General features: G+C 54.9%; 12 protein-coding genes. 4 read left to right on the top strand and 8 right to left on the bottom strand.

Translation table 11 applies throughout. The features are described 5' to 3' along the window. Nucleotides 1-9: 9 nt before the first annotated feature. From MKJ04_RS14765 to MKJ04_RS14755, 3 genes are all read right to left on the bottom strand, one after another. Complete coding sequence (locus tag MKJ04_RS14765) at nucleotides 10-744, bottom strand: hypothetical protein (RefSeq protein ID WP_241642418.1); 735 nt, start codon at nucleotides 742-744, stop codon at nucleotides 10-12. A 305-nt stretch (nucleotides 745-1,049) separates the two neighbouring features. Then, nucleotides 1,050-1,955 carry an L-serine ammonia-lyase, iron-sulfur-dependent, subunit alpha gene (gene sdaAA / locus MKJ04_RS14760; protein ID WP_241642417.1) on the bottom strand — a complete coding sequence of 302 codons (906 nt, stop codon included), beginning with the start codon at nucleotides 1,953-1,955 and terminating at the stop codon, nucleotides 1,050-1,052. Nucleotides 1,956-2,065: 110 nt separating this feature from the next. Continuing rightward, entirely contained in the window at nucleotides 2,066-5,062 is a 2,997-nt protein-coding gene (locus MKJ04_RS14755; RefSeq protein WP_241642416.1) for a glycoside hydrolase family 3 N-terminal domain-containing protein, read from the bottom strand. Between the two features lie 224 nt (nucleotides 5,063-5,286). Here MKJ04_RS14755 and MKJ04_RS14750 point away from each other — a divergent pair, with 224 nt between their 5' ends. After that, on the top strand, nucleotides 5,287-5,571 hold the full coding sequence (locus MKJ04_RS14750; protein ID WP_241642415.1) for an acylphosphatase: 285 nt from the start codon (nucleotides 5,287-5,289) through the stop codon (nucleotides 5,569-5,571). 268 nt (nucleotides 5,572-5,839) lie between these two features. Here MKJ04_RS14750 and MKJ04_RS14745 read toward each other — a convergent pair whose 3' ends face one another. The 3 genes from MKJ04_RS14745 to MKJ04_RS14735 form a co-directional block, all read right to left on the bottom strand. Beyond that, entirely contained in the window at nucleotides 5,840-7,063 is a 1,224-nt protein-coding gene (locus tag MKJ04_RS14745; RefSeq protein WP_241642414.1) for an IS256 family transposase, read from the bottom strand. A gap of 230 nt (nucleotides 7,064-7,293) precedes the next feature. Continuing rightward, nucleotides 7,294-7,668 carry a type II toxin-antitoxin system PemK/MazF family toxin gene (locus MKJ04_RS14740; protein WP_241642413.1) on the bottom strand — a complete coding sequence of 125 codons (375 nt, stop codon included), beginning with the start codon at nucleotides 7,666-7,668 and terminating at the stop codon, nucleotides 7,294-7,296. Next, on the bottom strand, nucleotides 7,649-8,014 hold the full coding sequence (locus tag MKJ04_RS14735) for a hypothetical protein (RefSeq protein ID WP_241642412.1): 366 nt from the start codon (nucleotides 8,012-8,014) through the stop codon (nucleotides 7,649-7,651). Before MKJ04_RS14735 ends, MKJ04_RS14740 begins: the two co-directional genes overlap by 20 nt. Before the next feature lie 334 nt (nucleotides 8,015-8,348). On the opposite strand from MKJ04_RS14735, the gene MKJ04_RS14730 reads away from it, so the two are divergent. Next, complete coding sequence (locus tag MKJ04_RS14730) at nucleotides 8,349-8,984, top strand: YczE/YyaS/YitT family protein (RefSeq protein WP_241642411.1); 636 nt, start codon at nucleotides 8,349-8,351, stop codon at nucleotides 8,982-8,984. Nucleotides 8,985-9,077: 93 nt separating this feature from the next. Beyond that, nucleotides 9,078-10,001 carry a YihY/virulence factor BrkB family protein gene (locus MKJ04_RS14725; RefSeq protein WP_241642410.1) on the top strand — a complete coding sequence of 308 codons (924 nt, stop codon included), beginning with the start codon at nucleotides 9,078-9,080 and terminating at the stop codon, nucleotides 9,999-10,001. Nucleotides 10,002-10,222: 221 nt separating this feature from the next. Here MKJ04_RS14725 and MKJ04_RS14720 read toward each other — a convergent pair whose 3' ends face one another. Beyond that, the gene (locus MKJ04_RS14720) at nucleotides 10,223-11,653 is read right to left on the bottom strand and encodes a thioredoxin-like domain-containing protein (protein WP_241642409.1); all 1,431 of its coding nucleotides are present in this window, start codon (nucleotides 11,651-11,653) and stop codon (nucleotides 10,223-10,225) included. A 196-nt stretch (nucleotides 11,654-11,849) separates the two neighbouring features. Further along, a complete protein-coding gene (locus tag MKJ04_RS14715) occupies nucleotides 11,850-12,803 on the bottom strand; it encodes an asparagine synthetase A (RefSeq protein WP_241642408.1) in 954 nt (317 codons plus the stop codon). A 163-nt stretch (nucleotides 12,804-12,966) separates the two neighbouring features. On the opposite strand from MKJ04_RS14715, the gene MKJ04_RS14710 reads away from it, so the two are divergent. Further along, nucleotides 12,967-13,422 carry an Lrp/AsnC ligand binding domain-containing protein gene (locus tag MKJ04_RS14710; protein ID WP_241642407.1) on the top strand — a complete coding sequence of 152 codons (456 nt, stop codon included), beginning with the start codon at nucleotides 12,967-12,969 and terminating at the stop codon, nucleotides 13,420-13,422. Nucleotides 13,423-13,802: the final 380 nt, after the last annotated feature.

Genomic DNA, 13,802 nt, shown 5'->3' with positions numbered 1-13,802 from the left:
GGATGGCGGCTAATTAAATTCAAAACCTGCTACGGTTTCGTTGAGCTTCTCATATAGCAACAAAGATGCCATGCCGCTGACCAGCACCATCCGCGCATCGGGGGCGAGTTTTGGGCTTACCCATACCTTGCCGTTGTTGATGACCTGCACCGTGGCTACCACCGCATCCCCGTTTTTGAACTCATACCCAACCACATCACTCATCGGCAGGCCCCCACCCGCGAACCTGTACACCGGAGCAATGGTATAGGTAGTGCTGCGGTTGGATAACTCGCCCTTGAATTTCTTCCGCTCGAGGTACTGGCCGGGGTCCATGGTGAGCAGGTGCCACTGGCCGCTCTCGGGGGAGGTGAAGTGACAGGCGTAGTACTCCATGTTCGGGGCAACATCAATGGTGACGCCGGTATTGGACATGAGCGATTTCTCATTTAGTTTGCTGGCGCCAAACACATACCACTCGCTGCCCTCGCCATCCTGCAGGCTAAATTCATACTGCTGCTTTGCCCGAACGTTGTTGTAGCTGAAGATAGAGAAGCCGCCCAGGTTCCGCCAGCCGCGGTGCACGTTGGCCACGGTATAGCCGCCGATCTGGAAGTTGCCGTTTGGCTTAAGTACCTTGCGGCCCGACACCGGCAGTTCCGCTGCGGTTTGCTGAAACTCCGGTGCCACGGCCATCTGGGACACCGTGCAGTTTGCGAGCGCCAGCAACCCGGCCAGCGAGGCTAAGCGTAACATGTTTTTCATACGGGTAGGCGTTAAGCGGATGTTTGGTGGAAACACACTGTCAGGTATTTAGAAAGATGCTGTGTGAGCGAGTTTTGTTGCCTCTGGATTAGAAAATATAAATTTATTTGGATGGAAAAGCAGAAAGCGCTTTCGCCTTCTGCTTTTCCATCCAAGCGCTGATTTAGTTTGGCACTACTTTGCTTTCATCTGCAGGTAATGGCGTCTGCAGTTTTCCTTTATCGTGATAAAACCATTAAGGTCGGGAAAGGTATGATGATGCACTCTTCTTATACATTTACATTCTCCGAAGTATACTTCATCGTTTACACATCGTCCTCGTCCGGCAAGATGTCCACGTCCTGCACCAGCACCAGTTTCTCTATTTCGCGGGCTCTGGGGGTGTTGGCCAGTCCGCCCTCTGCCGTTTCTTTATACTTGCGCTCCATGCTTTCGCCCACCTCGCCGAGGGCCGCCACGCACTGGTCTACCGGTATCACGGCATTAACACCGGCAATAGCCATCTGGGCCGAGGAAAAGGCAATGGCGGCCGCGCTGGCGTTGCGCACAATACAGGGCACCTCCACCAGACCCGCCACCGGGTCGCATACCAGGCCCAGCATGCACTGGATGGTGATGGCCACCGCCGTGAACACCTGATCCACGTTGCCGCCGAGGCAGTATACAATGGCTCCGGCGGCCATGGCTCCGGCACTGCCCGTTTCGGCCTGGCAGCCGCCCACCGCGCCCGCCAAAGAGGCGTTCTGCTCGATGATCAGGGCAATGCCCGCAGCCACCAGCAGGCTTTCGTGGATCCTGCGGTCGTCCAGGCCATGCAGCTCCTGCAGGGTGGTGAGGGTGCCGGGCAGTATACCGGATGCGCCTGCCGTGGGGGCAGCCACCACGCGGCCCATGCACGAGTTCACCTCTTTGGCACCAAGGGCACGCGAGATCAGCATCTGAAACTCCGGCGACAAGACCGTGATGGGAGACTTCGCTACTTTTTTGGCGCTGTTGTTCACCATGCCCGAGCGCGACTGCATGTTCTCGGTGAGGCCGGTTTGCACGGCGTCCTTCATCACATCATAGGCATGGGCCAGGTTCTCCCAGATAAACTCTTCGGAGCGGCCTTTCTGCTCTATCTCATAGTCCAGCACGGGTTGGTAGAGCGGCTCGCCGGTTTGGGCACAGTGCGTTTCCCAGCTTTTAAAATCAGTGAATAGTAAGGACATATAGGGTTTTCGCTTAAACTGTCTGTGGTATACCTTCTCTTGCGGGCCTCGCTTCAGGATATAGGCCTCTCAGAGAACAAAACATAACGCGCTTCGGTGCCGCACTGCGCTTACTGCACTGGCGTTTTGCGGGCCGCCTCTATCGCATCGTAAATCACCTGCTGCACATTGGTGCGCACGTTCATCTGGCTGATCTTGTTGTTCTCGCGGGTTGGGTATACCCGGTTCGATAGGAACACATACACAAGGTCATGCTTCGGGTCGATCCAGGTGAAGGTGCCCGTGAAGCCGGAGTGGCCGAAGCTCTCGGGGCTGGCTCCTTTGGCTGCGTTGCCGTTCTCGATATATGGTGCGTTGATGCGGTCGAAGCCCAGGGCACGGCGGTTGTCGGGGCAGAACTGGCAGCGGGTATAGGCTGTTATCACGTCTTCGCTGATGAGGCGCGTGCCGCCGTACTGGCCCTTCTGGAGGTATAGCTGCATCAGCTTGGCCAGGTCGTTGGCGGTGCCAAACAAACCTGCGTGGCCCGACACGCCGCCCAGCATGGCCGCGCCCTCGTCGTGCACGGTGCCGTGCAGCAACTGCTTCCGGAACAGGGTGTCGATCTCGGTGGGCACGATGCGCGATTTCGGGAAGTAGCGCTCTGGCGTGAACGTCAGGGTGGTGGCCCCGATTGGCTTGTAGATCTCCTCCCGCACATAGTCTTCGAACTTCTGGCCTGTGATGCGCTCCACAATCAATGGGTATAAATAGAAAGACAGATCGCTGTATACATAGCCCGGCTCCGGGTTCAGCGGCGACTTCCGGATCTCTTTGTACAGCTTTTTAGAATATTTGCGGTGGATGTATAAATTCTGCGCCACCTTGCTCGGGAAGCGGGCCGAAGAGTCGGCTTTGAACGTGCGCCACTTAAACTTGCCGTTCTTCTTCACGGTCTCCTTCCAGAACGGTATCCAGGATTTCAGCTTCGCCTGGTGCGTCAGCATCTCCCGGAAGACCAGGTTCTCTTTGTTCGAGCCTTCAAACTCCGGCAGGTAGTCGGCCAGGCGCTTGTTGAAATCAAACTTGCCCTCGCTCTGCAGCTTCATGAGGGCCGCCAAAGAGGAGCTTACCTTCGTCACGGAGGCCAGGTCGTAGATGTCGGTGTTCTGCACGGCTTGCGCCCTGTCGTAGGTATGGTAGCCAAACGACTTCTGGTAGATCACGTTTCCGCCCTTCGCCACCAGCACCTGCGCACCCGGAAGCGCCCCGGCCTTTATCGCCTGGTTCACCAGCGTGTCGATGCCGCTGAGTACCTGCGAGCTCAGGCCAACTGCCTCGGGGTAGGTATACCGGAAGCGCAGGCCATCTGGGGTGTTCACTCCCTTGTTCAGGGTATAGGCCGGGGTGGCGGTAACCGGCATATGGCCTTTCGCGGCAGACCCTCCAAAAATCAGCTGGGCCGCTACCTGCTGGGTGTTTTCTGTTTCCTGGTAAGCCATGATCAGGGTGTTGATCTTGTCCAGCCCCTGAAACTTCGACACGGAGTAAGCGTTGCCGAAAATGCTCATCATCACATTGCTGCGCTTGCCTAGCTCCTTCACAAATACCATCGTTTCCGGCGTGATGCCGTAGTTGGTGGCGGGCCGCGTGCTCACGTTATGGATGCCCACGATGATGGTATTATACCCCTTCAGGCGCTCTTTCAGGCGGTATAAACTGTCGATGGGGCTGTTGGCGGGCAGGAAGAAGTTCTGCACTGGCATGTACTCGGCAAGTTTCTGCTGAAAAGGCGTGGGCTGGGTGGTGCCAATCGCGAGTGCCGCTACCCGCAGCGTATCGATGCGCTGCAGCGGAATCTGGCTGTTCCTGTTCTGCAGTACCGTCACGGAGTTTTCCGTCAGCCTCCGGTTCAGGTACTCGGCCTGCGGGTTGTTCAGGTCCTGATGCAGGTTGGCCAGCTTCACCGGGGTATACTTGTTTAGCCCGGCCCAGTATTTGGCCTCCAGCACGCGCTTCACACGCGCATCCACGGATTGCTGCGTTATCAGGCCACTGGCCACTGCCTTTTTGATGGCTGCAAAGCTGGAGTCGATGTTCTCCGGAAACTCCAGGATATCCATCCCCGCCATCAGCGAAATAGCATCGGCGGAGCCGCCGGGAAAGAACTTGGTCACGCCCTTCATGTTCATGGCATCCGAAAACACGAGCCCCCGAAAGCCCAGCTTCTCCTTCAGCAGCGATGTGATCACGGGTTTCGAGAGGGAGGAGGGCAGGTTGGTGGTGGTGTCGAGGGAGGGGATGCTGAGGTGCGCGATCATCACGCCGCCCAGTCCCTGCTTCATCAGGTGCCGGAAGGGGTATAGCTCCAGCGTGTCGATGCGTCTGGCGCTCTGGTAAATGCTGGGCAGGTCAAGGTGCGAGTCTACGTCGGTGTCGCCGTGGCCGGGGAAGTGCTTGGCCACCGCCATGATGCCGTTGTCCTGCATGCCGCGCATGTATGAGGCAGCTTTGCGGGCCACGTTATACTTGTTCTCGCCAAACGAGCGGAAGCCGATCACGGGGTTATTGGCGTTGTTGTTCACGTCTACCACCGGCGCAAAGTTCACGTGCATGCCGAGGCGCTTAAACTGGCGGGCCACTTCCACACCCATCTCGTAGATCAGCGTGTCGCTTTGCACGGCTCCCAGCGTCATCTGAAACGGGAACTTCAGCACACTGTCGAGGCGCATGCCGATGCCCCACTCGGCGTCCATGGCCAGCAGCAGGGGCACTTTGGCTATTTTCTGGTAGCGGTTGGTGAGGTGCGCCTGTCGCGCCGGCCCTCCCTGGAAAAACACCAGTCCGCCGATGTTATACCGGAGAATCTGTTGCGCCAGTGTGTCTTCAAAGGCGCGGTCGCGGTTCGAGTAGGCGGCCAGCATGATCAGCTGCCCGATGCGCTGGTCGGGTGTGAGGGTGGCAAACACAGAATCGACCCACTTTTTGCTGTTGTCCTGTTGTAAAAAAGGCGGTTGCACGGTGGTGGGTTTCGCGGGTGCTTTTGCCTTTTGCCCGAAGGCAGCGGGAGCGGCGGCACATGTCAGCCACAAAAGAGACAGAAACAGCGTAAGTCGTTGGAGGGTCATAGAACAAAGGTTTACAGGCACGTTTTCACCAAATATAAACTTTTCGCTTGTCACGCGGAAACGTTGGCGGCACAAGCGGCCCTTTCTTTTTGTCGGCAGGTATCAGGCTGGTGAGCTCCTTTTTTGCAGGTAGGGAAAGGGAGCGGAGCTGCGTTGCCATTTTGCTAAAGAAACCTGCCAGGGCCTGCGCCGTTTTTCTGAAGAAGCGTTAAAAATTAAAAAGCATGAGCAACAGCATAAAGCATATCGCCATCCGGGTATATGGCAAAGTGCACGGCGTGTTCTTCAGGGCCAGCACCCGGGAGAAAGCACACGAACTCGGCCTGACCGGCTTCGTGGAAAACGTGAAGGACGGCACGGTATACATGGAGGCCGAAGGCCCCGCTGCCGCCCTGAAACAGTTGGAGAAATGGGCCCACGAAGGCCCCCGCCAAGCTAAGGTAGAGAAGGTAGAGGTAAAGGAACTGGACGAGTTGAAGGGGTTTAAGGAGTTTAAGGTGAAGCGGTAGGAAGGCAATATCTATGTAAATGTGGGTTATATTGCCCGCCGTTGTCGGTGTTCTCACCGACAACAAATTCTTCAGTGTCCTGCTTGCTGGAGAAAACACGCAGCAAGAGCGGCGACTGGTAGGACTTCAACCATCAAAAAGCAGCTTATATATATAAACATAGGGAGTGTAATTTAAACTGTGTCATTTCATTATTTCAATTTACTGGCCCTGTTGGTGTACTGGTGTGAATCCTTACAGCAACAGGGCCAAACTCTTGAAGTGCGTATCACTTCAAGTCCAGTTGCATCCTGTCTCCAAACCAGATGGCCAGCTGCTGGGCCGTCTGGCTCCAGTTGGCAAGGGGCATGACCCACTTTTTGCTGATGTTCTGGTGGGAGAGGTAAATCAGCTTCAGCAGGGCCATGTCTGAGGGGAAAGCCCCCTTCGTCTTGGTCACTTTCCGCACCTGGCGGTGAAAGCCCTCGATGGTGTTGGTGGTATAGATCAGGCGGCGGATCGGCTCGGTGTACTGAAAGTACGTGCTCAGCTTTTCCCAGTTCCGTTGCCAGCTCTCGAGCACCTTGGGGTACTTTTTGCCCCACTTCTCCTCCAGCTCCAACAGCCTGAACTCAGCCAGCTCCCGGCTCTCGGCCCGGTACACGGGTTTTAGGTCGCCCATGAACTCCTTCTGATCCCTGGAGGCCACGTACTTGAGGCTGTTGCGGATCTGGTGCACAATGCAGCTCTGCACCTGGGTCTGGGGAAAGACACTGCTGATGGCCTCGGCAAAGCCCTTCAAATTATCGATACAGGCGATGAGCATGTCTTGAACGCCGCGCTGCTGCAGGTCGGTGAGCACCGCCAGCCAGAAAGTGGCTCCTTCGCTTTCCGACACGTAAACGCCCAACAGCTCCTTGTGGCCGTGCCGGTCGTTGCCCAGGATGTTGTAGACGGCCTTGGAGACAACGCGCCCTTCCTGCCGCACCTTGTAGTGCATGGCGTCGAGCCAGACGATGCAGTAGAGCGCCTCCAGCGGCCTTGCCTGCCATTCCTTGACCTGGGGAACGATCTTCTCTGTCAGGGCAGCGAGCGTGTCGTGGGAAATGTCCATGTCGTACACCTCCTTCAGGTGCGAGGAAATGTCCCGAAGGCTCATGCCCAGCCCGTACATGCTCAGGATGCGGGGCTCGAGGTTCTCGGCCAGCACTGTCTCCCGCTTTCGGATGATCTGCGGCTCGAAGCTTGCCGAACGGTCCCGTGAGCTTTCCACTTCGATGACCCCATCTGATGTACGGACCTGCTTTGAGACCTTGCCGTTGCGGCGGTTGCCTTGCTGCCGCTCTTCTGCGTCCAGGTGCAGGTCCATCTCCGCGTCCAGGGCGGCTTCCAAAAAGTGCTTCAGCACGGGCCCAAGGGCTCCGTCTTTCCCGAAGGTGGGTTTGCCGCTCCGGAATTCTTCCAGGAACTGCTGCTTGATCTTCTCCAGATCCAGCTGGTTTTTCTCTTCCATGTCTGTTGTGTTAAAGGTAGTACTCCTAATCCTTTGACACAGTTCATTTTACAGCCTCAAAACATATATAATCTGCTCTATAAAAACTCATACACCAAAAACTATTCTGCCTCTGAGATAAAGTAGTTCATTGGACATATATCCTACACAAGCCTCGTCAAGTATATTAGGTCAGCCAGCGTCGCAAGAAAGAGGTTATCGCCAACGCATTCGCTGTTATGTGATGGTAGTCACGTTGTTTCGTGTAAGCTTGGTATATTTCCGCGTCTTTCTGAGATCAGGTTGTTGAGTTTGCTGACTACGCGTGACATGAAATCATCTGTAACTGCTGAGTCCTTCTTGATTATCAGGGACTCATGACAGAGAAAGATTTTATGCACTCTGGCAGAGCTTGGCAATTCTAATGGTTCAAAGGTATAATCAGAATCTGATATACCGATACTCAGATCATCAGATTTGACTTTACTGGTAACCATCATCATCAGGTAATCACCCGTCACATTAATGCTATCATTACTGATGATCAATGCTGGTCTCTTCTTGGCATCACTCAGGTCAGTGAAGGGGAATGGAACCCTCACCACATCACCTCTTCTGTATCTCATTTTTCAAGTCTCTCTGCCTGTACATTTCGTCATACCGATCATCTTCTTCTGAGTCCCATTCCTCGGCTAAAGATGGTTGTGACATAAGGGTAACCTTATCTATTTTCCTTTTCGGCAACTTAGGCTTATTACTATGATCAGCCTCCTCAGCTGACCCAACAACAGGCGCTGACAGTATCAGATTGCTATCAGTTTCAGCACTTGCAGTAGTAGCTGACCCTTTCTCGGCATGAATCACTGATTCATTCGACTCAACCCTGATAGACACCACATACTTCAGGTTATCGAGCAAGTCCATAACCTTCTCATAGTTCGCGTCACTGACATCTATTTCTATCGTTCTCATATGCCGTTAATTTAGTAACTCGATAACATATATACTCAATCTGAGTTCAATTAGGTTAATGTTCAGAGTCAGTGTTGAGCATCCGTAAGTGAGGCAGTACTGGTGTGCATGCTCAGCGATGAGGTGATTCTGACCCAATAACGGCTCCCGCCGTTGTTGGTGTTCTCACCGACAACAAATTCTTCAGCGTCCTGCTTGCTGGTGAAAACACTCAACAAAGGCTTATGAATGTAGCTGAATATTCACACGCAACAGGGCAAAGGTTCCCATCCCTCAAAACCTTTCAACCAAAAATCGCTTTCTTGCGTCGCGAAACCAGAACCTTACACTTGCGATGCGCGACCGGGTAATACAATACACCTTCTTCTTTCTGGGCCTAATCCTGTTTGGGTTTGGCAATGCCATCGCCATTAAGGTGAAGTACCTCGGCCTGCATCCCTGGGAAGTGCTGAATGTGGCGCTGTACCAGAAATTTGGCTTCACGATAGGGGTATGGAGCGTGCTGGTGGGGCTGTTGGTGCTGGCCGTGTCGTGGTTCATGAACAAGAAATACATCAACATCGGCACTTTCCTCAATGCCTTGCTCATCGGCCCCATCATGGACTTCTTCCTGTGGCTGGACGTGCTGCCCAACGCCTCCCATACCCCCTGGGACTACCTGCAGCTGGCCACTTCTATCGTGATTGTAGCCGTCGGGGGCGGTTTATACGTGGCAGGCGGTATCGGGGCTGGCCCCCGCGACGGGTTTATGCTGTCGGTGTCGGAGCGCACCAAACTATCGGTGAGCCGCGCCCGCATTATAGTAGAGTGCATTGTGTTGGGCATCGGTTATCTGCTGGGTGGCCCGGTGTTTATCGTCACCTTCTTTTATACCTTCCTCATCAGCCCGATCTTCCAGGTCACGCTCAGGTTTTTCCGCAAACTGCGCATTACCCTCTCCGAGGAGCAGCCCGAAGGGGTAAGTGCCTGAGCACGCCGCGTACTCATCTTTCCTAACCTCTGGCACGATTGCGCGTTCTTACACCATGCCTTTTCCTACTACCCCCTGCCGTTCCACTACCCGATGATGCATTTAACGAGCTTTTTGAAGCAGACCTGGCGGGTATTGAAAAGGGCCAAAGAGAACATGCAGGACGACGAGCCGATCGTGTATAGTGCTGCCATTGCTTTCTTCACCATCTTCTCGCTGCCCGCCATTCTGGTGGTGCTCACGTTTGTGGGCTCCATCTTTTTTGCGGAGGAGCGGGTCCGGGCGGAAATCGTGAAAGAGGTGGCTGACTTGATCAGCGTCAAGGCAGCCGGGGAAGTAAGCACGGTGCTGGAAAACCTGACAGCGCTGCAGCTGGACTTCTGGGAAGTGCTGGTGGGGATTGTGGTCGTGGTGCAAAGCTCTTCCATCATGCTTTTCACGATGCAAAAGGCACTGAATGCTGTTTGGAAAGTGAAACTCAAGCCCGGCGTAAAGCTTTTCCAAATTTTGAAGTACAGGCTGACGGCCCTGGGAATAGTGGTGGGCCTGGGCTTCCTGCTAACGCTCAGCCTGCTGCTCGACACGGCGGTTACCGTGTTCAGCGAGCAACTGCGGTATCTTTTCGAGGAGCACCTCACGCCTGTTATCCGGATTGTGAACACTGTCTTTTACCTGACCGTGGTACTGGGCTTTTTCACGACGATCCATAAAGTGCTGCCCGACGCCAGAGTGGCCTGGAAAGACGCGCTGGCAGGCGGCGTGATCACATCGATTCTCTTTTTGATCGGTAAGGAAGTCATCAACTACGTGCTGGGGAATGTGCGGATTGTGGGGTTGTATGCCGCGGCGGGCTCGTTGGTGGCCATGCTGCTTTGGGTGTTTTATTCGGCGGTGGTGTTTGTGCTGGGCGCCGAGATAACCAAAGCCTACGCCAACAGCCGTGGCCGCGACGTGCAGCCCAAGACTATTGCGGTTAAGTATGAGGAGGTAAGCCAAGCGGAAAAAGAAAACGCTTGAAGTGCAGGTATGGCCTGGCTTTATTGCAGTTGATGGGCCTCCGGCCCAGTCGAGTCACAGACTCGACCTTATAGATAAGTCTCAATTCTGAAGAATTGCGCCAGATAAAGCATTAATTACACCTGCGAAAACTCCCCTCCTGGGGGTAGGGGCCCTCTATTGGATAAGGAGGGGGCAGGGGGTGGTTTGACCCGGCTTGTACACGCATTTAAAGCCAGCGCCTAAGATTCCTCCGAAAACCGCACCACCACCTCTTCCTTTACGCCACTATGCAGATCCACTTTAAACAGCTGGTGGCTGTTGGTGCTAGTCACCCAAAGCTGCCCGTTCAGGAACAGTACATCGTTCGGTTCGCTCAGGCCGTCGGCTAAGGTGCGTACGCGCTGGTGACTCATATCGAGCACCTTGATTTTGCCGTTGTACGTGTCGGCGATGTATACGGCGCTGTCTATCACCTCCAGCCCCACGCAGTGCTGCAGCAGCGCATCGTCCACGTGCCCGTCCAAGTCCCCGAAATCGAACAGGCCCCTGCCCAGTGGCGTGAGCACCATGCCGGTCTTTGTGTTGAGGGTGCGGATGGCGCTGGCCTCGGCGTCGGCAATGTAGAGCACGTGGCCGTTGTGTGACAAGCCGCTGGGTTGGTTGAAGGCCGCTTCCAGCAGAGGTCCGTCGGTGAGCGCCTCGCGGCCACTGCCAGCAAAACGATAGGCCTGGCCGGTAGCCAGGTCCAACCGCAGGATCTGGTGGTTGCCGGCATTGGCGATGTATAAATCCTCCTCCAGCACCAGGAGATCCCAGGGGCTGTTCGGGTTCACGGGCACATCCAGTTGTTCATCCAGAAAGTAATAGGCCAGTTCTCCCGTTCCGGCAACCGTGCTGACCTGCCGACTGGCCAGGTCCACTTTGCGGATGGCGTTGTTCTTGGTGTCGGCGATGTATAAACTGCCGTGGTAGAGAGCCAGGCCGTGCGGCTCGTAGAATGTCGCCTCGGTATAGCTGCCGTTCGCAAAGCCCTGCGCCCCGCTGCCGATCACCTCCAGCACCTCGCCCTGCTGGTTTAGCTTCAGGATGCGGTTGTGCCCGCTGTCGGAGAGGTATAGGTGGCCTTCGCTGTCGTGGGTAAGTTTAGAGGGGTATAAAAGCGTGGTCTGGGGCTGCGGCGGTTCATCGCGGAAGGTAATCGGCTCGCGGTTCAGTTCCCGGTCAAACTCCGCTTTCATCTTCTGGATGTAGGGCTGCACGGTTTTATACACGCCCTCGCCCGCGTGCTGCCCCACCACTTTGCCGTTTGGGTCGATGAGCACCACGGTGGGCCACGCCCGGATGCCGTACTCGTTCCAAAGCCGGAAGCTGGCGTCGTTCACCACGGGGTGCTCAATGCCGAACTTGCGGATGGCCTGCCAGATGGTTTCGTTCTGCTTCTCGGCGTCGAACTTGGCGGAGTGCACCCCAATTACCACCAGCACGTCGGCATACTCCTGCTCCAGCCGTTTGAGGTCGGGCAGAATGTGCTGGCAGTTGATGCAGCCAAAGGTCCAGAAGTCGAGCAGCACGATCTTTCCCCGAAACTCTTTCAATGACCATTTTCGGGTGCTGTTCAGCCAGTCGAATTCGGTGTTCAGGTCAGGTGCGTTTACGCGTCCGGTTAGCATAGGCGGGTATGGTTTGGCTCTTTCAGGTACCTACGGGAACTGGCGGTGCTGCGGTTTGTAGATGCGGCGGCGGCGGAGTCTGCCATTACCCGGGGAGAAAAAACAGCCTCCCCCGAAAGGAAGCGTTTCTTTTGGGGGGAGGCTGGTATAGCTGGTATATATGGAAGGGCGGGTATGGGCCACCCCAGGCAGCATGTTAAAAAAGGGAAGGGAAGAAGGGTTTGCGCGAGAATGCGGTTACCTCGTTCACGTCGTTCAGCCGGCAGATAAACCGCGTCATGCGCTCTACCCCAAAGCCCCCGCCCGCCGATTTCGGCAAGCCGCTTTCCTGTGCTACCTGCAGGTAGTGGCGGAAGGTGCTCTCGCTGGTGCCTACTTCCTGCATGCGCTTCCGGATCTGGTTATACTCGTTCTCGCGCTCTGCCCCCGACAAGCCTTCGCCAAAGCCTTCCGGCCAGATCATGTCGTAGTTGAGGAAAGTACCCGGCTTTTTGGGGTCTTCCTTGTCATAAAACTCGCGGCGGTGGTTCAGGAGCCAGAACGGCATCGGGGCCGACTCCGACTGCACATGCTCATAGTCTGGGCCAAGGGTCTCTTCCAACTTCTCGGTGCGGTATACGGGCCATTTCTCATACTGCGGCAGCAGCTCCCCCCGAAGGTCGAGCAGCACATCCGGTATCTCTTTGTTGAGGCGGTCAAACACATAGTTTACCAGCTCCTCCATAAACTCCATCACATAAAACCGGTCCTTGTCTTTAAACTCAAAGTCGATCTGGGTGAACTCGAAGAGGTGGCGCCCCGTGTCGGCGCGGTCCGCAAACTCAAGGCGCACGTTTGGCGACACGATGTAGAGGCTGTTCAGGTCGGGGTTGAGGAGGGCCAGCTGCTTATGAAAAATCATGGATTTGGTCAGGCTCCAGAGTTGCTCGGCGTAAGTGATAGAAGCATCCACCACCCCGTGGTTCAGCGGGTCCGTGATTGGCGAAAGCATGAGCGGCATAAGCTGCGTCAGCCCTTTTTTAAACATGAACACATGCGTGGCGCGGACAATACCTTGTTGCACTTGCAGCACTTTTGGCAATATGGCGCGGCTCAGGTGGCTTAGTGCCACATCTAGTTCTTCAGGCTTAACTGGTTTTTGTTGCTCCATCAATAAGGTGTTTATAGTTATAGTGCTGTTTTATACCCGTTAAATGTAGGGGCGGTTGTGGTATGTTACTGATGCAGCAAAAAAAAAATTTATTAGTTAAGATATTTTTAAGTTATAGGTTGTATATTTGTAACTTTGTTAAAAATAGAAAGTATAGGAGCATATGAATTATGAGATTGATAATCTGGATAAACAGATTTTAAGGCTGTTGATGCAGGATGTGACTCGTGCTTATACTGATATCGCCAAAGAACTGAACGTGTCTGGTGGTACAATACACGTTCGCATGAAGAAGCTGAATGAGATGGGCGTGGTAAAAGGAGCACAACTGCTGGTGAATCCCTCCGCAGTCGGGTTTGATATCTGTGCCTTCATCGGGGTTTTCCTGGAGAAAGGCTCGGAGTACAAAGATGCCGTGGAGCAAATCCGCGCCATCCCCGAAGTGGTGGAATTGCATTATACCACGGGTACCTACAGCATGTTCGCCAAACTGATCTGCCGCGACACCAAACACCTACGCGAGGTGCTGAACGAGAAGCTGCAGGCCGTGGAAGGGGTGCAACGCACCGAGACCCTGATCTCGCTCGATGAAAGCATTAGCCGCCAGATCCTGATTTAACAGAGGCAGTCCCACCGCAGCAACTGCCGCGCGCATGTTTCTGTCAGGGCCAAAAGGCCGAGGGCTGAGACACGTGCTCGCTCTCTGTTCAGGGAAAGGGCTGGCTACAAAAGCATCATACCACAAAACCTCCGAGGCCGCTGCTTCGGAGGTTTTGCTGTTTCAAACGCATCCTGTTTCACCTGGCGCAAGCTAAACCTGCCTTTGTCTTCAGGCAGGACTTTCGCAAAGCAGCCCTTGTTGCGTCTTTTGACCAACAAAAGGCCGAGGGCTGAGACACGTGCTCGCTCTCTGTTCAGGAAGAGGGCTGGCTACAAAAGCATCATACCACAAAACCTCCGAGGCCGCTGCTTCGGAGGTTTTGCTGTTTCAAACGCATC

The organism is Pontibacter sp. E15-1 (assembly GCF_022601975.1).
Classification (GTDB): domain Bacteria; phylum Bacteroidota; class Bacteroidia; order Cytophagales; family Hymenobacteraceae; genus Pontibacter.
This window is presented reverse-complemented; position numbering and strand designations above follow the sequence as displayed.